Raw genomic sequence first — 19159 nt, forward strand, 5'->3', positions numbered from 1 at the left:
CGCTACAGCCAGCCCTTCTCCCGCGCCACCCGGACCGCCTCCGCCCGGTTGCGGACCGCCAGTTTCTGGATCGCCACCGACAGGTAGTTGCGGACGGTCCCCTGCGAGAGGTGCAGGGCCGTGGCCAGTTCGGCGTTGGTGCGGCCGTCGGATGCGGCGCGGAGCACCTCGCGCTCGCGGTCCGTCAGCGGGTTGGCGCCCTCGGCCAGGGCCGCCGCGGCCAGCGTGGGGTCGATGACGCGTTCCCCGGCGAGGACCTTGCGGACGGCCTGCGCGAGCTGGGCGGCGGGGGCGTCCTTGACCAGGAAGGCGTGCGCGCCGGCCTCCATGGCGCTGCGCAGATAGCCGGGGCGGCCGAACGTCGTCAGGACGACCACCTTCACCCCGGGCTGCTCGCGCGTGAGCAGGGCGGCGGCCTCGATGCCGGTGCAGCCGGGCATCTCGATGTCGAGCAGCGCCACGTCCACGGCGTGCGCGCGCGCCGCCGCCAGCACCTCGTCGCCGCGCGCCACCTGGGCGACGACGTCGATGTCCGGTTCCAGGCCGAGCAGCGCCGCGAGGGCCTCGCGGACCATCGACTGGTCCTCGGCGAGGAGAACTCGTACGGCTCTTGCCGGGCGACGGTCCTGCGGCAGCTCGTCCATATGGCAAGAGTACGGGCGGAGTTGCTGGTCAGAGCGGCAGGAGTCCCGCCCGTGCGCCCCCGCGTGCCCCTTCGCGGCGATCCATGCGGCAGATGCCCGGAGTAGCTTCCTGCCCGGCATCTCCAGAGGAGGGAACGTGACTCACCGCCCCGACCATCCGGCTCTCGAACTCCGCTGCGGCGGACTGCACGTGACGATCCAGCGCGTCCCCGGCTGGCTGGTGACCGCTGTGGCCACGGCCACGGGCACCGGGTTCGCGGCGTGGCTGACAGCGCGGTGACGGCCCCGCGCGGGAAGCCCGCGGCGGTCCCGGCCGAGCGGCAGCCGCGGCCCGGGGGTGAGCCGTCGCTCATCCGCCCGGTCGGGCGGCGGGTTCCGCGGAGCCCGCCGGGACCCGGGCCACCAGGCGGAACCCGGTCCGGTCCGCCGCGCCGGCGTCCAGGGAGCCGCCGACGGCGGCGAGCCGTTCGGCGAGGCCGGTCAGGCCGTTGCCGGCCTGCGCGCCCGCGGGGCCCGTGCCGTCGTCCTCCACGGTCAGTTCCACCACCGGCCCGTCCAGGGTCTCGCGGCGGGTGACACCGACCGCGCAGCGGCGGGCGCCGCTGTGCCGGACGACATTGGTGACGGCCTCGCGCAGCGACCAGGCGAGCGCCGCCTCCCGGGCCTCGGGCAGCCCGGGGGCCAGGGTGGGCACCGTCGCCTCGATGCCCGCCGCCGTCAGGGCGACCCGGGCGCCGGCGAGTTCGGCGGAGAGCCGGGGCCGCCGGTAGCCGGTGACGGCCTCCCGGACGTCGGCCATGGCCTGGCGGCTGACCTTCTCGATGTCGGCGACCTGGCCGGCGGCCCGGTCGGGGTGGTCGGGGAGCATCCGGCCCGCCAGCTCGCTCTTGAGCGTGATCAGGGACAGCGAGTGCCCGAGGAGGTCGTGCAGGTCGCGGGCGAGCCGCAGCCGCTCCTCGTTGGCTGCGAGCTGCGCGACCTGGGCCCGTGCCTCCCGCAGCTCCCGGCCGGTGCGCACCAGTTCCCGCACGCCGATCATGGAGAAGCCGCCGAGCAGGGCCGGGACGACGAGCCAGTACTGCGGTTCGGTGTCGAGCAGCAGGCCGGTGCCGACCAGGGCGGCCGTCGTCGCGACGATGGCGGGCCGGGACCGGCGCAGCGGCAGGACCGCGCCGAACGCCACGGACACGTAGACGAACAGGACCAGCCACTCGGGTCCCAGCGTGAGGGTGAGGGCGAGGGCGAGGACGGGCATCACGGTCAGGGCGGCACGGACGGCGGTCCGGCCGGGCGGGCGGCCGGTCTGGCGCAGCACGAGTCCCATGTACGCGACGACGAACACCGTCAGGCCGAGGCTGCCGAGGGTGACGGCGAGCGCGCCGTGGTGGCCCCCGGCGAGGTCGGCGACCGGGCTGCCGAGGAAGGCCAGCCACATGGCGATCCACAGGACCTTCACCAGGAACTCCCGGCGGGTCTCCGGCGGCTGCCCGACTCGCGGGCCCCGGTCCGTGGGCTCCTGCTCGATGCTGACGCCTTCGACGCTCACGCCTTCAACGTGTCCTTCCGGTACAGGTAGGCGGCGCCGCCCGCGAAGAGCAGGAAGTAGACGACGAGCAGCGCGACGTCCTTGGCGTGCGGGGCGCCGCCCAGCTCGATGGCCTGGCCGAGGGCCGCGTAGGCGTGCGTGGGCAGCCACTTGGCGATGTCCTGGAGCCACTGCGGGAACGTCGTGGTGGGCATCCACAGGCCGCCCAGGATGGACAGGCCGAAGTAGACGATCATGGTGATCGGGCGGACGGCGTCACCGGACGCGAGGTAGCCGATGGCGACGCCGAGCGCGGCGAAGCAGAGGCTGCCCGCCCAGATCGCGCCGGTCAGCGCGAGCCACTGCCAGGCGTCGAACCGTACGTCCTTGAAGACCGCGGCCACCACGAAGACGATCACGATGGAGGGCAGCGAGACCACCGCGGCGCTGGCCGTCTTGGCGAGGACGTAGCCGCGGCCGGGCAGGGTGGTGAGCCGCAGCTGGCGCACCCAGCCGTTCTCCCGCTCCTTGGCGATGCGCTCGCTGTTGCCCATGAGGACCGCGGTGAGGGCGCCGAAGGAGGCCATCGAGACCATCATGAACGACGGCACGTTCAGGCCCGTGCCGTCGACGATGTCGCCGCTGTCGGCGGAGCCGGCGATCAGCAGGAAGAGCACCGAGGGGTAGACCACGGAGAAGAACAGGAACTTCTTGTTGCGCAGCGCGCGGACGAGTTCCAGCTTGATCAGGCTGTTCATGACGCCTTCGCCTCCTCGGCGTTGGTGATGGCGACGAAGGCCTGCTCCAGGCCGAGCCCGGCGACTTCGAGGTTGCGGGGGTAGACACCGAGCCCGTACAGCGCGTGCACGGTGGCGTCGGCGTCGGTGGACTGGATGCGGACGGTCTGGCCGGACACGTCGACGGAGGTCAGGAACGGCAGGGCGCGCAGGGCCGCATCGGTCTCGCCCTCGATGGGGCCCTCCAGGTCGAAGGAGATCTTCCGGGCGCCCGCCTTCGCCTTGATCTCGGCGGCGCTGCCGTCGGCGAGGAGCCGGCCGCGGTGCAGCACCAGGACGCGGTCGGCGATCGCGTCGGCCTCCTCCAGGTAGTGCGTGGCGAAGAGGACGGTGCGGCCCTGGTCGGCCTGTTCGCGCATGGTCGCCCAGAACGCCTGGCGGGCCGTCACGTCCATGCCGGTGGTGGGTTCGTCGAGGACGATCAGATCGCTGTCCCCGGCGGTGGCGAGGGCGAAGCGGACGCGCTGCTCCTGGCCGCCGGAGAGCTTGTTGACCCGGCGGTCGGCGATCTGGGTGATGCCCGCCCGGCTCAGCACGGCGTCGGTGGTGTGCGGCTTGGGGTGCAGGGCCACGGCGAGCCGCACCAGCTCGCGCACGGTCACCTCGTCCATCAGGCCGCCGCTCTGGAGCATGGCGCCGACCCGGCCGCGCACGATCGCTTCGCGCGGGCTGAGGCCGAAGACCCGGACGTCGCCGGAGTCGGCGGGACGCAGGCCGAGGAGCAGGTCGAGGGCGGTGGACTTGCCGGCGCCGTTCGGGCCGAGCAGGGCGACGGTCTCGCCGGGGTGCAGCGCGAGGCTGAGCCCGTCGACGGCCTTCACCGTGCCGTACGTCTTCGTCACCCCGGTGAAGGTGACCGCTGCGTCTGTGTTCATGACGCCATCGTCGCGGTTCCACGGCCCGCCGCGGCAGTGCCACGTGTCGCGCGTCCCGCATGACAGATGTCATGCGGGACGCGCGGGTCGTGCGGCGGGGCCGGTCAGCCCGCGTTCGTCGGGATGTCCACGGTCCGCTCGGCCTGGGTCCCGCCCAGCAGCGCCTTGCCCATGGCCTGGGCGACGTCGGTCGGCTGGACCGGCGTCTTCTTGCCGGTGCCGCGGGTGATGAGGACGCCGTCGAAGGTGTTGCCGTAGAGCTTCTTCAGCTCGGGCAGGTCGTACGTCTCGACGAGCTTGCCGTCGACCGCCTTCATGCCGAGCACCTTGGGCAGCGAGATCGCGGGGCCGAACTGGATCTGCTTGCCGCCGGCCGTGATCGTCACGTTGGCGGACATCGCCGGTTCGGCGAACTGCTTCATCTTCCGGTCGACCTCGGCGTTCGGGACCGTCGGCTGCTGGGCCGACGTCGCCACCCGCACCGGCGCGTCCTTGCCGGTCTCGACGTGCGCCCGGTACGCCTCGGCGACCGCCTCGGCCGACCGGTCGACGTCGATGCCCTTGCCCGCCTTGCCGTAGACCGCGACGGCCTTGCCGGGGACGAACCGGATGGTGCCGTCGCCGGAGGCGGCGGCGCCGCCCGCCGCGTTCTGGAGGGCCGCGTGCAGCTTCTCCTCGTCGACGGGCATGACCGGCTGGACGACCCGCCGGTTGCCGAAGAGCGAGCCGATCACCGAGACCGGGTTGTAGTCGCTGCCCGCGGCGGCCGAGACGGTCGCCGCGCTGTCCAGCGAGAGGCCCGACTGGTCCGGCCTCAGCTCGACCGTCCTGCCGTCGACCTCCAGCTTCAGGGGGTCGCCGGTGCGCTTGCCGAGGGTGCTCTCCAGCTTGGTGGCGGCCTCGTCGCGGGTGCCGCCGCCGATGTCGACGCCGAGGACGGTGGTGCCCTTGGGGACGTCGGAGTGGTTCATCAGCAGGCCCGCGCCGTAGGCGACCCCGGCCACGCCGACGACGCCCGCGCCGAGCAGGACCAGCTTGCTGCGGCCCTTCTTCTTCTTGGCGGGGGCCGGGGCGCTCTGCACCGGGTCGGGCAGCTTCGGCGGGGTGTGCGTCACCGGTCCGGCGCCCGGGCCCCGGGGCGGGAACGGGGAGCCGGGGCCGCCCTGGCCGGGCTGCGGGACGACCGGGATGCCGCTGGTGAGCGTGTCGCCGGAGACGTTGCCGTCGGCGCCGGGGGGCTCGGGGGCGGGGATCTGCGGCGTCAGGATCGCGGTGTCGTCGCTCATCCGGGGCGGGGACGGCGCACCGGCGCCCGGGCCGGACTGCGGGCTCGGGACGCCCGGCGGCGTCAGCCTCGGTCCGTCGCCGGTGACGGGGCCGCCGGTGGGGCCCGCGGGGCCCGTGCGCGGTCCGCCCGGGACGGTCCCGCCCCGGTTCGGGGGGGTGTCCGGGCCCGGGGACGCGCCCGCGTCCGGGCCCCGGTCACCGCTCCCGCTCGCCGCGAAGTACGGCAGGTCGGCGCGGTCCTGGCCGCCCGGGGCGGGCCGGCCCGCGGGACCGCCCTGGCCCCCGGGAGCGCCCGGGGCGCCCTGCGGGGCGCCGCCGCCGAGCGGACCGGCGGCGACGGCACCGGACACGTCGAAGCCACCGGTGGTGCCGGCGGACGTACCGCGCTGCGGGGCGCCGCCCGCGCCGGGGGCCGGGGCGCCCGCGCCGCCGGGGCGCTGCGGGGCCGCGGCGCCCTTGCGGGGCGCGAACCAGTCGCTGGTCTTCTCCTCGCGCTGCTCGCCCGAACCGTCGGACGCGCCCGGCTGCGGGGCGTCGGCCGGGGATCCGGCGGGGCGGGTGTCGGCGGCCGGCGCCTGCGGGGCGGCGGGACCGCGGCCCGGCTCGGCATCGGCGCCGCCCTCGGCACCACCGGCGCCCCCGCCGTCCACGTCGCTCATCGGCGTACGCATCACGACCGGCGGGATCGGCCGGGAGCCCGGGATGTTGATCCGGATCCGGGTGGTCAGCGTCGTCTCGGTCTTGGGGCCGTCCTGATCGCCCGGCGGTGTCGGCCCCGCGTCCCCGGACGCCGCGCCCTGCGCGGACGTGCCGTACGGAGGCGTCCCGGACGGGTAGGCGGCTGCGCCGCGCCCCTGGGGCCCGGAGGACGAACTGTCAGTTTCACGACTCAAGGCAGGTTCTCCCGGTTGGCTCCGCCGCCCGTCTCGACCTCGCGCGGGCTGTTCGGCGGCGCGCACCACCATACTGGCCGTCGCGGGAAGTCACCGTGTGACGGATGGTGAATACCCTGTGGGGCCGGTGTCGGTGCCCGTCGGATGTGTGTCGGACGTCCGCCAAAGCGTCACGTCACTTCCCAAGTCGGGCGTCGGACGCGGGTGGTTGCCCCGGCAGTCCGATGGTGGCGCAGATCACAGCCACGGCCATGCCCCCGAGGAGGAAGAGGTAGGAGCCGAGTCCCGCGCCGAAGAGGAAGTCGCCCTCGGGCCGGCTCGTGGTGAGCAGCATGACGGCGACGAGCCAGCCGGCCGCGGGGGCCACGGCGCCGGCCCGGCCGCCGGTGAGCCGGGCTCCGCCGTGGAAGGCGCCGGCCGCGCCGAGCAGCGCGAGCAGCAACCCGCCCGGGAACCAGCCGCCTTGGACCAGGGCGCCCGCGGCGCCGACCAGCGCCCCGAGGACGCCGAGGCCCACGAGCGCGGCGATCCGGGCGGCGCGGAGGTCGAGCGGCTGGGCGAGGGCGCTGCCGCCCGGGGTGCGGGCCGGGGCCGTGTCCTTGTTCGTCATGCGTGTGCTCCCTCGGTGGTCCGCGGGCCGGCGACGCCCTCGAACAGGTCCGTCTCGTGGGCCGATCCGGGCTCGCCCCGCACCAACTCGTAGTACTCGACGTCGAACAGCGGCTGCGCCAGCCCGTTGGAGAGCGCGAAGACGGCGTCCCCGGCCGCGACCTCGACCTGGGTGGCGTGGGCGCGCATCGCGGCGGCCTTGCGGTCCCGGTGGGGGCGGCCGTCGATCTCGGCGGTGACGCGGGCGTCGTCGACGACGCCCGGCACGTCGTCGACGGCCGCGACGGCGTCGAACGGCGCGGGGTCGAGGTCACGGAACCGCTTCTCGACGACGGTGCGCGGCACCCGGTTCCAGTAGATCTTGGCGATGGTGTGCGGCTCCCCGAGGTCGCGGCGGAAGGCGGGCTCGGCGGCGAGGTCGGCGGCGCGCTGTGCGACGCGGTGCGCCTGGATGTGGTCCGGGTGGCCGTAGCCGCCGTCGGGGTCGTACGTGACGAGGACCTGCGGGCGGATCTCGCGGACGACGGCGACCAGGTGGGCGGCGGCCTCGTCGAGGTCGGCGGACCAGAAGGAGCCCGGCCGCGCGTTCTGCTCGGCGCCCATCATGCCGGAGTCGCGGAAGCGGCCCGGGCCGCCGAGGAAGCGGTGGTCGGTGACGCCGAGTTCCTTCATGGCGGCGGCCAACTCACCGATTCGGTGCGGTCCGAGCAGATTCTCCCGATCCGGGGCGAGATGGGCCAGTTCGTCCGGAATGACCTCGCCCTCTTCACCGAGAGTGCAGGTCACCAGGGTGACGTGCACCCCGTCGGCGGCATACGCGGCCATCGTGGCGCCGTTGTTGATCGACTCGTCGTCGGGGTGCGCGTGCACGAGCAGCAGACGCCGGGCGGGCAGTTCGGTCATGCCCCCAGCGTAGAACGCCCGCGCCGCGCGCCCGGAAGACGCGCGCCTAGAACTTGATGCCCCCGACCATGTCGGCCACGTTCGTCGTCAGCTCCTTGATCGTGGGAGCGATGGACGAACTGGCCAGGTAGAAGCCGAGGAGCACACAGACGATCGCGTGCCCGGCCTTCAGGCCAGACTTCTTGACCAGGATGAAGACGATGATCGCGAACAGCACCACGGCCGAGATCGAGAGTGCCACAGCGGTCCTCCTCCAAAGTGATCCGGTCGCCGGGGGTCTTCCGACAAGTTCCCTACCCACGGAACGCTACGAATCATAACTATCCGTCGTTACGCATGAGTCGCCGCCAGGGGGCACCGGGAGCACAGGGGGGCGCATGGTCCACTCGCGCCCTACGCTTCGGGGATGACCTCCGAGACCGAGACGCTCACCGCCGAGTCGTCCACTCCTCCTTCCTTCCCTCGTCAGCACGCGCGTACGCAGCGCTTCACGCTGGGCGCGCCCCGCGCGTTCACGGTCGCGCCCGACGGGGAGCGCGTCGTCTTTCTGCGCTCCCCCTCCGGTACCGACCGGGCGAACGCGCTGTGGGTGCTGGACCTGGCGAGCGGCCGGGAGCGGCCGGCGGCGGAGCCCGCCGCGCTGCTCGGCGGGGCGTCGGAGAAGCTCTCCGCCGCGGAGCGGGCCCGGCGCGAGCGCAGCCGCGAGGGCGGCGCGGGCATCGTCGGGTACGCGACGGACGCGGCGGTGCGGACGGCGGCGTTCGCCCTGTCCGGGCGGCTCTTCGTCGCCGGGCTGACGTCCGGCGGGGCGCGCGAACTCGCCGTCCCCGGGCCGGTGATCGACCCCCGGCCCTCCCCCGACGGCCGGCACATCGCGTACGTCGCGAAGGGCGCCCTGCGGATCGTCGGGGCGCAGGGCGACGACGACCGGGCCCTCGCGACCCCGGAGTCGGACACGGTCACCTACGGGCTCGCGGAGTTCGTCGCGGCCGAGGAGATGTCCCGCTACCGCGGCCACTGGTGGTCCCCCGACTCGGACCGGCTGCTGGTGGCCCGCGCCGACGACGCCGACGTGCACCGGTGGTGGATCGCCGACCCGGCGCACCCCGACCGGGAGCCGGCCCGCGTCGCGTACCCGTCGGCCGGCACCCCCAACGCCGAGGTGCGGCTGTTCTCCTACGCGCTCGACGGCACCCGCACCGAGATCACCTGGAACCGGGCCGCCTACCCGTACCTGGCCCGCGTCCACTGGTCGGCGGACGGCGCCCCGCTGCTCCTGGTGCAGGCCCGCGACCAGCTGAGCGCGCTCTACCTGGCCGTGGACGTGGTGACCGGGACGACCCGGATGGTGCACGCCGACGAGGACGACCAGTGGCTGGAGCTGCTGCCGGGCGTGCCGTGCTGGTCGCCGAGCGGGCAGCTGGTGCGGATCGCCGACGAGGGCGGCGCGCGCGTCCTGGCTGTGGGCGAACGCCCGCTCACCGGGCCCCAGTTGCACGTGCGCGCGGTGCTGGACGTCGGCGCCGGCGATGTGCTGGTCTCGGCGTCGGCGGGCGCGGCCGCGCAGGCGCCGGAGACCGGCGAGGTGCACGTCTACCGGGTCAACGAGCTGGGTGTGGAGCGGCTGACCGGCGAGCCCGGCGTCCACTCGGCGGTCCGCTCGGGCGCCGTCACCGTCCTGGTCTCGGCGACCCTCGGCTCCCCCGGCGCCCGGGTGCGCGTGCTGCGCGAGGGCCGGCACGTCGCCGACATCGCCTCCTTCGCGCAGCCGCCGGTGCTCACCCCCCGGGTGACGCTGACGGAGGCGGACGGCGTGCCGTGCGCCGTCCTGCTCCCCTCCTCGTACGCCGAGGGGGACGGGCCGCTGCCGGTCCTGATGGACCCCTACGGCGGCCCGCACGGGCAGCGCGTGCTGGCCGCGCACAACCCGTACCTGACCTCGCAGTGGTTCGCCGACCAGGGCTTCGCGGTGATCGTCGCGGACGGCCGGGGCACCCCGGGCATCTCGCCCGGCCGGGAGAAGGCGGTCCGCGGCGACTTCACGGTGACGCTGGACGACCAGGTGACGGCGCTGCACGCGCTGGCCGGCCGGTTCCCGCTCGACCTGTCCAGGGTGGCGATGCGCGGCTGGAGCTACGGCGGCTATCTGTCGGCGCTGGCCGTGCTGCGCCGCCCCGACGTCTTCCACGCGGGGATCGCGGGGGCGCCGGTGACGGACTGGCGGCTGTACGACACGCACTACACGGAGCGCTACCTGGGCGATCCGGCGACGAGCCCGGCCACGTACGCGAGGAGTTCGCTGGTGACGGACGACGGGCTGGCCGAGGCGGCCGGGCCGCACCGGCCGCTGCTGATCGTGCACGGGCTCGCCGACGACAACGTGGTGGTGGCGCACGCGCTGCGGCTCAGCTCCGCGCTGCTGGCCGCCGGGCGGCCGCACGAGGTGCTGCCGCTGTCGGGCGTCACGCACATGACGCCGCAGGAGCAGGTCGCCGAGAACCTGCTGCTGCTCCAGGTCGACTTCCTGAAGCGCTCGCTGGGAGCCGTCTAGGGCGTGTCCGGCCCTGGACGGCGACCGGGGCCGGAGCGACATGGCGCGCTCCGGCCCCGGTCCACGGCACCCGCACGGCCGTACGTGGAACACCCTCGCCCGTCCGTATATCGGGACCGGGTCCGCCGGGTTGCCTGTGTGTAAAGGCCCGGCGGGCCCCGCTTCCCTACGGCACGACCTGCTTCTCCTCGGCGAAGTGGCAGGCCGACGGGTGACGGGCCGGGGTCTCCACCGTGCTGAACACCGCCGGCACCGCGAGCACCGGCTCCTCCTCCGCGCAGCGCTGCTGGGCCTTCCAGCAGCGGGTGCGGAAGCGGCAGCCCGAGGGCGGGTTGGCCGGGGAGGGGACGTCGCCCGAGAGCAGGATGCGCTCGCGGTGCTCGCGCGCCCGCGGGTCGGGGACGGGCACCGCGGACAGCAGCGCCTGGGTGTAGGGGTGCGTGGGGTGGTCGTAGATCTGCGAGTCCGAGCCGATCTCCACGACGCGGCCCAGGTACATGACGCCGACCCGGTCGGAGATGTGCCGGACGATCGACAGGTCGTGGGCGATGAAGACGTAGGACAGGTCGAACTCGTTCTGCAACCGGTCGAGCAGGTTGACCACCTGGGCCTGCACGGACACGTCGAGCGCGGAGACCGGCTCGTCGGCCACGATGATCTCGGGCCGCAGCGCGAGGCCGCGGGCGATGCCGATGCGCTGGCGCTGGCCGCCGGAGAACTGGTGCGGGTAGCGGTGGATGTACTCGGGGTTGAGCCCGACCACGTCCAGCAGGTCCTGGACCTTGCGGCGCCGGTCGCCCTTGGGGGCCACCTCGGGGTGGATCTCGTACGGCTCCCCGATGATGTCGCCGACCGTCATGCGCGGGTTGAGCGAGGTGTACGGGTCCTGGAACACCATCTGGATGTTGCGGCGCACGGCCTTCAGCGCGCGGCCGGACAGCTTGGTGATGTCCTCGCCCTTGTACTTGATGACGCCCGCGGTCGGCTTCTCCAGGTTCACCAGCATCTTGGCGACCGTGGACTTGCCGCAGCCGGACTCGCCGACGATGCCGAGGGTCTCGCCCTGGCCGAGGTCGAAGTCGACGCCGTCGACGGCCTTGACGGCGCCGACCTGCTTGCGGAAGACGATGCCCTGGGTGAGCGGGTAGTGCTTGACGAGCCCGCGCACCTCCAGGAGCGGTTCGCGCCCGGACTCCGAGCCGTTCTTCGCGAAGGAGGACTCGGCCTGCGACTGGTGCAGCAGGTGCCGGGCGATCTCGCCCTCGCGCTTGAGGTCCTGCTTGCTGACGTGCTCACCGTGCGGCATCGAGCGTCTCCTTCCAGAAGTGGCAGGCGCTGCGCCGGGTCGCGGAGACCACGGCGAGCGGGGGGACGTCGGTGCGGCACACGTCCTGCGCCATCGGGCAGCGCGGGTTGAAGGCGCAGCCGGGCGGGATGTCCATGAGGTTGGGCGGCAGGCCCTTGATGGCGTAGAGCTCCTGGCCCTTCTGGTCCAGGCGCGGGATCGACTCCAGCAGGCCCTTGGTGTACGGGTGGGCGGGCGCCCGGTAGATCTCGTGGACGGGGGCCTGTTCGACGATGCGCCCCGCGTACATCACGGCGATCTTGTCGGCGACGTCGGCGACCACGCCGAGGTCGTGGGTGATGAGGATGAGCCCCATGTGGAGCTCGCGCTGGAGCTCGGCGAGCAGGTCCATGACCTGGGCCTGGACGGTGACGTCCAGGGCCGTCGTGGGCTCGTCGGCGATGATCAGGGCCGGTTCGAGGGCGAGCGCCATCGCGATCATGATGCGCTGGCGCATGCCGCCGGAGAACTGGTGCGGGTACTGGCCGACGCGTTCCTTGGCGGCGGGGATGCGGACCCGGTCCATCAGCTCGACGGCCTTGGTCTTCGCGTCCTTGCGGGACATCCCGCGGTGGACGGTGAACAGTTCGCCGATCTGCTCGCCGACCGAGAGGACGGGGTTGAGGGAACTGAGCGCGTCCTGGAAGATCATCGCCATCTCGGCGCCGCGGACCTTCCTGCGCTCCTCCTCCTTCAGCTTGAGCAGGTCGCGGTCCTTGAAGAGGATCTCGCCGCCGGAGATCCGGCCGGGCGGGACGTCGAGGATGCCCATGACGGCCTGCGCCGTGACGGACTTGCCGGAGCCCGACTCGCCGAGCACCGCGAGCGTCTCGCCCGCGTCGACGGTGTAGTTGACGCCGTTCACGGCCCTGGCGACACCGTCCCGGGTGCGGAACTCGACGTGCAGATCGCGTACTTCGAGCAACGGCATGGGCGCTACCTCAGCTTCGGGTCGAGGGCGTCGCGCACCGCGTCGCCGAGCATGATGAACGCGAGGACCGTGATCGCGAGGGCGCCGGACGGCCACAGCAGCGCGTGCGGGGCGTTGCGGATGTTCGCGGACGCCGAGGAGATGTCGATGCCCCAGCTGACGGCCGGCGGCTTCAGGCCGACGCCGAGGTACGACAGGGTCGCCTCCAGGGCGATGTACGTGCCCAGGGCGATGGTCGCGACGACGATGACGGGGGCGACGGCGTTCGGGGTGATGTGCCGCAGCAGCATCCGCGAGTTGGACGCGCCGAGCGCGCGGGCCGCCTGGACGTAGTCGTTCTGCTTGGCGGTGATGACCGAGCCGCGCGCGATGCGGGAGATCTGCGGCCAGCCGAGCAGCACCATGAAGCCGATGACCGGCCAGACGGTGTTGCTGCTGACGACCGACAGGAGCACCAGGCCGCCGAGGACCACGGGGATCGCGAAGAAGATGTCGGTGATGCGGGACAGCACCGAGTCCCAGAACCCGCCGAAGAAGCCGGCGAGGCCGCCGAGGACCGAGCCGAGGAGCGCGACGCCGACCGTGGCGCAGACGCCGACGGTGATCGAGTTGCGGGCGCCGTACACGGTGCGGGTGTAGACGTCGCAGCCCTGGCCGTCGAAGCCGAAGGGGTGGCCCGGCTCGGAGCCCTGCTGCCGCTTGGACAGGTCGCAGGAGAGCGGGTTGCCGGAGGCGATCAGCTGCGGCCAGATCGAGATGACCACCAGGAAGAGGATGACCAGGCCCGCGATGAGGAAGACCGGGTTGCGGCGCAGGTCCCGCCAGGCGTCGGACCACAGGCTGCGGGGCTTGTCGGACGGGCCGCCGGCGGGCCCGCCCGGCCGGTTGTCCAGGGCCGCGCCCTCGCTCGCGGCGAGGTCCATCGCCCCGCCCATGCCGGTCGCGGCGATGGCACCGTCGTCGGGTGTGCGCCCGTCGGGTGCGTGCGGTTCAGGCATAGCGGATCCTCGGGTCGAGTACGGCGTACAGGAGGTCGACGATCAGGTTCACCGCGAGGAAGACCAGCACGAGGATCGTCACGAAGCCGACCACGGTCTGGGTGTTCTGGCGCAGGATGCCCTGGTAGAGCTGGTAGCCGACGCCGTGGATGTTGAAGATGCGCTCGGTGACGATGGCGCCGCCCATCAGGGCGCCGACGTCGGCGCCGATGAAGGTGACGACCGGGATCAGCGAGTTGCGCAGCAGGTGCCGGGTGATGACGCGGCGCCGGGGCAGCCCCTTGGCGATGGCGGTCCGGACGTAGTCGGCGCGCTTGTTCTCGGCGATGGAGGTGCGGGTCAGCCGGGTCACGTACGCGAGCGAGACCGAGGCGAGGACCAGGCCGGGCACGATCAGCTCGCCGAAGGTCGCCTCCGTGGACACCGCCGGTTCGATCCAGCCCCACTTGACGCCGAGCAGCAGTTGCAGCAGCAGGCCGGTGACGAACGTCGGGATGGAGATGACGACGAGGGTGAGCAGCAGCACGGTGGTGTCGATCGGGCGGCCGCGGCGCAGGCCGGTGACGACGCCGAGGGTGATGCCGACGACGATCTCGAAGAGGATCGCCACGATCGTCAGGCGGATGGTCACGGGGAAGGCGGTCGACATCAGGTCGGTGACCTTCTGGCCGTTGAACGCCGTGCCGAAGTCGCCGGTGAAGACGTTCCCCATGTACGTCAGGTATTGCTGCCACACCGGCTTGTCGAGGCCGAACTCCTTCGACAGCTGCGCCTTGGTGGCGGGGTCGCAGGCCTTGTCGCCGCACAGCCCGGCGATGGGGTCGCCCATCACGTTGACCATGAGGAAGATCAGCAGCGTCGCGCCGATGAAGACCGGGATCATCTGCAGCAGGCGCCGGATCACATAACGTCCCATGAGGACTCCGGTTCCGTTTCCGCGAGGGGGCGGGAGCGGCGGCCGGCCGGGGGCCGGCGGGCCGCCGCTCCCCTGGCGTCAGTTGACCTTGATCTCGTTGTAGACGGGGACGCTGAACGGGTTCAGCGCGACGTCGGAGACCTTGTCCGAGTAGCCGGCGCTGCCGTTCTGGTACCAGAGCGGGATGGCGGCCATGTTGTCCCGGACGACCTCCTGGGCCTGCTGGAAGGTCTTGACCGCCTCGGTCTGGTCGGACTCGGCGTTGGCCTTGTCGACCAGGGAGTCGAACTGCTTGTTGGACCAGTGGCCGTCGTTGGACGAGGCGTTGGTGTAGTACAGCGGCTGGAGGAAGTTCTGGATGAGCGGGTAGTCCATCTGCCAGCCGGCGCGGAACGGGCCCGTCATCTTCTTGTCGGTGATCTTGTTGCGGAAGTCGGCGAAGGTGCCGGTGGGGCTGCCGACGCACGCCTTGTCGTTGCCGAGGGCGTTGTTGATCGAGTTGCAGACGGCGTCGACCCACTCCTTGTGGCTGCCGGTGTCGGCGTTGTAGCCGATCTTCACCTGGCCGCCGGGGATGCCGCCGCCCTCCTTGACCAGCTTCTTGGCCTCGGCCGGGTCGTAGTCGCAGAACTGGCCGCACAGGCCCTTCTTGTAGCCGCCCTTGTCGCCGAGGACCGGCGAGGTCCAGTCGGTGGCGGGGGTGCGGGTCTTCTCGAAGATCGACTCGGTGATCTGCTTGCGGTTGATCGCCATCGACAGGCCCTTGCGGACCTTGTCGCTGTCCGCCTTGTTCCAGTCGGAGTCGTAGAACGGGAAGGCGAGCGTCTGGATGATGCCGGCGGGGGTGTTGATGTACCGGCCGTCGAGGTCGCTCTTCACGTTCGTGAGCTGCGCCGCGGGCACGTCGTCGACGAGGTCGAGGTTCCCGGCCGTCAGGTCGGTGTAGGCCGTGTTGTTGTCGGTGTAGACCTTGAGGTCCACGCCGGAGTTGCGGGCCTTGTCGTCGCCCGGGTACTTGTCCCACTTGCGCAGGGACATCTGCGAGCCCTTCTGGTACGACTTCACCGTGTACGGGCCGTTGCCGATGGGCTTTTGGACGTACGCGTCGTGGTCGTCGAAGAACGCCTTGGGCAGCGGCGCGAAGGCCGCGTAGCCGAGGGTGTCGGGCCAGGTGGAGAACTTCTGGTTCAGCTTCACCGTGAAGGTGTCGTCGCCGGTGACCTTGAGACCGGAGAGGGTGTCCGCGCTCTGCGAGCCGGAGTCCGGGTGCACCTTGTCGTAGCCGTCGATCTGGCCGAAGAAGTAGGCGTTCTTCTGGTTGTTCTTCAGGCTCGCGCCGTAGTTCCAGGCGTCGACGAAGGACTTGGCGGTGACCTTCTCGCCGTTGGAGAACGTCCAGCCCTTCTTCACGGTGATCGTGAAGTTCTGCGAGTCGGACGTGTCGATCTTCTCGGCGAGCATGTCCTTGGCCTCGCCGGTCTTCGGGTCGTACCGCTTGAGGCCCCGGAAGATCATGTCCAGGACCTTGCCGCCCTGCACCTCGTTGGTGTTGGCGGGCTCCAGCGGGTTCTGCGGGTCGCCCCAGGAGGAGCGCACGACCCCGGAGCCGTCACCGCCGCCGCCGCTGTCGCCGCCCCCGCCGCAGGCCGTCGCCGCGAGGGCGACGGCGACCGCACCGGCCGCCCACTTGGCGTGCGTGGCTCCACGCATGAAGTGCCTCCTCTGTACCGATCACGTGACACGTACGCCCAAATATCAGGGCATACGGCACATGTCGCACTCCCGGTACAGCCACCCGGTGGACGGCGCCCCGCCGGTGTCAGCCCGTCGCGTCCTCCCCCACGGGCGCCGCCAGCCTCGGGTTCTGGCCCGAACGGGTCAGCGAGGCGGCCACGAACCCCGACGCCGTCAGCTCCGTCACCGTCTCGCGCAGGAAGCCGACCGTCCGCGCGCTCCTGGCGCGGGTCGTGCCGACGGCCTGGCGGATGGTCATGAACGCCGGGTCCAGCAGCCGCAGCCCGGGGCGGGCGGCGACGTGGGCGGTCAGCGGCTGCCGGATGCCCGCGGCGACCTCCAGCCCCTCGGCGTGGAAGACGTCCACCCCGTCGGCGCCGCGCACGACGGTCGCCGCGCGCAGGGTCCGGGTCAGGTACAGGTCGTAGGCGGAGCCCTGCTTGACGCCGACGCGCACCCCGGCGCGGTCCACGTCGGCGGCCGTGCGCAGCTCCGAGTCGGCCGGGACCGCGTACACGCCCTCGATGTGCACATACGGCGCGGTGAAGGCCACCTCCGCCTCGCGGGCCGGTTCGACGGCGAGGAAGCACAGGTCGGCGCGGCCGGCGGCCATGGCCTCGTAGGACTTGCGGGCGGCGTCGAAGCACTGGAACTCCACCGGGAGCCCGAGGCGGCGCGCGATCTCCCGGGCCAGGTCCACGGTGATCCCGGCGGGCGCGTCGGGGGTGCCCTGGGCCAGGACGGGGTTGCCGAGGTTGACGGAGGCGCGGAGCACTCCGGTGGGCGCGAGGTCCCGGGCGATGTCCGGGGCGTCGGCGGGCCGCTCGGCGGGCTGCTCTGTCAGGTCTGTCATGACCTCGATCATTTCAGAGGCCATGACAGACCTGACAGGAAGAGGGCCGGCCGCCGGGGAATCCCGGCGGCCGGCCCTCCTGGATCCGGTACGGCTCACGCCGCGTGGACCACGTCCTTCTCCTCCGCGAAGTGGCACGCCGACTCGTGGGCGGCCTGGGAGGCCGAGCCCGCGAACCGCTCGGGGATCGCCAGCAGCGGGATCTCCTCGGCGCACTTGTCCTGCGCCTTCCAGCACCGGGTGCGGAAGCGGCAGCCCGACGGCGGGTTGGCGGGCGAGGGCACGTCTCCGGTGAGGATGATGCGCTCGCGGCCCTCCCGCGCGTCCGGGTCCGGGACGGGCACCGCGGAGAGCAGCGCCTGCGTGTACGGGTGCGTCGGGTGGTCGTAGATCTGCGTGTCCGTGCCGATCTCGGCCATCTTGCCGAGGTACATGACCCCGACCCGGTCCGAGATGTGCCGGACGATCGACAGGTCGTGCGCGATGAAGATGTAGGAGAGGTTGAACTCGTCCTGGAGCTTCTCCATCAGGTTGATGACCTGCGCCTGGACGGAGACGTCCAGGGCGGAGACCGGCTCGTCGCAGATGATGATCTCGGGGTTGAGGGCCAGGCCGCGGGCGATGCCGATGCGCTGGCGCTGTCCGCCCGAGAACTGGTGCGGGTAGCGGTGGATGTACTCCGGGTTCAGGCCCACGACGTCCAGGAGGTCCTGGACCTTGCGGCGCCGGTCGCCCTTGGGAGCCACCTCGGGGTGGATCTCGAAGGTCTCCCCGATGATGTCGCCGACCGTCATGCGCGGGTTGAGCGAGGTGTACGGGTCCTGGAACACCATCTGGATGTTGCGGCGCACGGCCTTCAGCGCGCGGCCGGACAGCTTGGTGATGTCCTGGCCCTTGTAGAAGACCTCGCCCTCGGTGGCCCGCTCCAGGGTCATCAGGAGCTTGGCGACCGTGGACTTGCCGCAGCCGGACTCGCCCACGATGCCCAGGGTCTCGCCCTGGTACAGGTCGAAGGAGACGCCGTCGACGGCCTTGACCGCACCGATCTGCTTCTTGAAGAGGATGCCCTGCGTCAGCGGGAAGTGCTTCTTCAGGTTGCGCACCTGGAGGATCGGCTCACCGCGCTCGACGGTCTTGTCGAGGGCCGCGACCGCCGCGTCCTCGGTGACCGCGTCGACGACCTCGACGTCCGTGACGTTCGGGGTGGCGTCCACGGCTTCGTTCGCGGCGCTCTTCTTGCTCATGTCAGCCATGGATCGTCTCCTTCCAGAAGTGGCAGGCGCTGCGCCGGCCGGGCAGCGCGCCGCCGTCCCGCTCCGTCACCTCGACGAGCGTCGGGACGTCGGTGCGGCAGATGTCCTGCGCCTTGGGGCAGCGCGGGTTGAACGCGCAACCCGACGGCACCTTCAGGAGGTTGGGCGGCAGGCCCTGGATCGCGTAGAGCTCCTGGCCCTTCTGGTCCAGGCGCGGGATCGAGTCCAGCAGACCGCGGGTGTACGGGTGCGCGGGGCGCTTGTACAGCTCGTGGACCGGCGCCTGCTCCACGATGCGGCCCGCGTACATCACCGCGATCTTGTCGGCGACGTCCGCGACGACGCCCAGGTCGTGGGTGATGAGGATCAGGCCCATGTTGTACTCGCGCTGAAGCTCCGCGAGGAGGTCCATGACCTGGGCCTGGACCGTCACGTCGAGCGCCGTGGTGGGCTCGTCCGCGATGATCAGGTCGGGCTCCAGGGCGAGCGCCATGGCGATCATGATGCGCTGGCGCATACCGCCGGAGAACTGGTGCGGGTAGTCGTTGACCCGCTCCTTGGCCGCGGGGATGCGGACCCGGTCCATCAGCTCGATGGACTTGGCCTTGGCGTCCTTCTTGCTCATGCCCTGGTGGACCCGGAACATCTCGCCGAGCTGGTAGCCCACGGTCAGGACCGGGTTGAGGGAGGACAGCGCGTCCTGGAAGATCATGGCGATCTTCGCGCCGCGCACCTTGCGCCGCTCGTCGGTGGACATCTTCAGCATGTCCTGGCCGCGGTACAGGATCTCGCCCTGCGGGATCCTGCCGGGCGGCATGTCCAGGATGCCCATGATCGCCTGCGCGGTCACGGACTTGCCGGAGCCGGACTCGCCGAGGACGGCGAGCGTCTCGCCGGACTGCACGCTGTAGTTCACGCCGTTGACGGCGCGCACGACGCCGTCGCGGGTGTGGAACTCGACGTGCAGGTCGCGGACTTCGAGGAGCGGGGCGTCGTCGCCCCCTCGCGGGGTCGGGACCAGCGCGGGATTGTCGATGATGGTCAC

At 72.1% G+C, this 19159-nt stretch carries 18 protein-coding genes; 2 read left to right on the forward strand and 16 right to left on the reverse strand.

Annotated features, from left to right (window positions below; all coding sequences use genetic code 11):
- Nucleotides 1-2 precede the first annotated feature (2 nt).
- Entirely contained in the window at nt 3-644 is a 642-nt protein-coding gene (locus tag ACIP5K_RS01315; RefSeq protein ID WP_401403786.1) for a response regulator, read from the reverse strand.
- Nucleotides 645-780: 136 nt separating this feature from the next.
- On the opposite strand from ACIP5K_RS01315, the gene ACIP5K_RS01320 reads away from it, so the two are divergent.
- Nucleotides 781-924, forward strand: a complete 144-nt coding sequence (locus tag ACIP5K_RS01320; protein ID WP_401403788.1) for a hypothetical protein — start codon at nt 781-783, stop codon at nt 922-924.
- A 69-nt stretch (nt 925-993) separates the two neighbouring features.
- On the opposite strand, the gene ACIP5K_RS01325 is transcribed toward ACIP5K_RS01320, so the two are convergent.
- From ACIP5K_RS01325 to ACIP5K_RS01355, 7 genes are all read right to left on the reverse strand, one after another.
- Nucleotides 994-2190, reverse strand: coding sequence for a sensor histidine kinase (locus ACIP5K_RS01325; RefSeq protein WP_401403790.1), 1197 nt, complete (start codon nt 2188-2190; stop codon nt 994-996).
- A complete protein-coding gene (locus ACIP5K_RS01330) occupies nt 2187-2927 on the reverse strand; it encodes an ABC transporter permease (RefSeq protein WP_401403792.1) in 741 nt (246 codons plus the stop codon). The genes ACIP5K_RS01325 and ACIP5K_RS01330 overlap by 4 nt, the downstream gene beginning before the upstream one ends.
- A complete protein-coding gene (locus ACIP5K_RS01335) occupies nt 2924-3841 on the reverse strand; it encodes an ABC transporter ATP-binding protein (protein ID WP_401403794.1) in 918 nt (305 codons plus the stop codon). Before ACIP5K_RS01335 ends, ACIP5K_RS01330 begins: the two co-directional genes overlap by 4 nt.
- Before the next feature lie 104 nt (nt 3842-3945).
- Complete coding sequence (locus ACIP5K_RS01340) at nt 3946-6021, reverse strand: hypothetical protein (RefSeq protein WP_401403795.1); 2076 nt, start codon at nt 6019-6021, stop codon at nt 3946-3948.
- A gap of 175 nt (nt 6022-6196) precedes the next feature.
- Nucleotides 6197-6631, reverse strand: coding sequence for a DUF6113 family protein (locus ACIP5K_RS01345; protein WP_401403797.1), 435 nt, complete (start codon nt 6629-6631; stop codon nt 6197-6199).
- On the reverse strand, nt 6628-7533 hold the full coding sequence (gene mshB, locus ACIP5K_RS01350; RefSeq protein WP_401403799.1) for an N-acetyl-1-D-myo-inositol-2-amino-2-deoxy-alpha-D-glucopyranoside deacetylase: 906 nt from the start codon (nt 7531-7533) through the stop codon (nt 6628-6630). Before mshB ends, ACIP5K_RS01345 begins: the two co-directional genes overlap by 4 nt.
- A gap of 46 nt (nt 7534-7579) precedes the next feature.
- Entirely contained in the window at nt 7580-7774 is a 195-nt protein-coding gene (locus ACIP5K_RS01355; protein WP_401403801.1) for a hypothetical protein, read from the reverse strand.
- A gap of 165 nt (nt 7775-7939) precedes the next feature.
- On the opposite strand from ACIP5K_RS01355, the gene ACIP5K_RS01360 reads away from it, so the two are divergent.
- Nucleotides 7940-10084: a prolyl oligopeptidase family serine peptidase gene (locus tag ACIP5K_RS01360; RefSeq protein ID WP_401403803.1), complete on the forward strand. Its 2145-nt coding sequence runs from the start codon at nt 7940-7942 to the stop codon at nt 10082-10084.
- 166 nt (nt 10085-10250) lie between these two features.
- Here the strand turns inward: ACIP5K_RS01360 and ACIP5K_RS01365 are convergent, their stop codons facing one another.
- The 8 genes from ACIP5K_RS01365 to ACIP5K_RS01400 all read right to left on the reverse strand — a co-directional run bounded on the left by ACIP5K_RS01365 (nt 10251) and on the right by ACIP5K_RS01400 (nt 19159).
- Nucleotides 10251-11390 (reverse strand): ABC transporter ATP-binding protein, encoded by a 1140-nt coding sequence (locus ACIP5K_RS01365; protein WP_401403804.1) that lies wholly within the window; start codon nt 11388-11390, stop codon nt 10251-10253.
- A complete protein-coding gene (locus tag ACIP5K_RS01370) occupies nt 11377-12360 on the reverse strand; it encodes an ABC transporter ATP-binding protein (protein ID WP_401403806.1) in 984 nt (327 codons plus the stop codon). Before ACIP5K_RS01370 ends, ACIP5K_RS01365 begins: the two co-directional genes overlap by 14 nt.
- A gap of 5 nt (nt 12361-12365) precedes the next feature.
- Nucleotides 12366-13358: an ABC transporter permease gene (locus ACIP5K_RS01375; RefSeq protein WP_401403808.1), complete on the reverse strand. Its 993-nt coding sequence runs from the start codon at nt 13356-13358 to the stop codon at nt 12366-12368.
- Complete coding sequence (locus tag ACIP5K_RS01380) at nt 13351-14274, reverse strand: ABC transporter permease (RefSeq protein ID WP_401403810.1); 924 nt, start codon at nt 14272-14274, stop codon at nt 13351-13353. The genes ACIP5K_RS01375 and ACIP5K_RS01380 overlap by 8 nt, the downstream gene beginning before the upstream one ends.
- A gap of 78 nt (nt 14275-14352) precedes the next feature.
- Complete coding sequence (locus ACIP5K_RS01385; protein WP_401403811.1) at nt 14353-15984, reverse strand: ABC transporter substrate-binding protein; 1632 nt, start codon at nt 15982-15984, stop codon at nt 14353-14355.
- 109 nt (nt 15985-16093) lie between these two features.
- Nucleotides 16094-16861, reverse strand: coding sequence for a transporter substrate-binding domain-containing protein (locus tag ACIP5K_RS01390; RefSeq protein WP_401403813.1), 768 nt, complete (start codon nt 16859-16861; stop codon nt 16094-16096).
- A gap of 95 nt (nt 16862-16956) precedes the next feature.
- Entirely contained in the window at nt 16957-18114 is a 1158-nt protein-coding gene (locus tag ACIP5K_RS01395) for an ABC transporter ATP-binding protein (protein WP_401403815.1), read from the reverse strand.
- A complete protein-coding gene (locus tag ACIP5K_RS01400; protein WP_401403817.1) occupies nt 18107-19159 on the reverse strand; it encodes an ABC transporter ATP-binding protein in 1053 nt (350 codons plus the stop codon). Before ACIP5K_RS01400 ends, ACIP5K_RS01395 begins: the two co-directional genes overlap by 8 nt.

Origin of the sequence: Streptomyces sp. NPDC088785, assembly GCF_044750685.1 — a bacterium.
GTDB lineage: Bacteria > Actinomycetota > Actinomycetes > Streptomycetales > Streptomycetaceae > Streptomyces.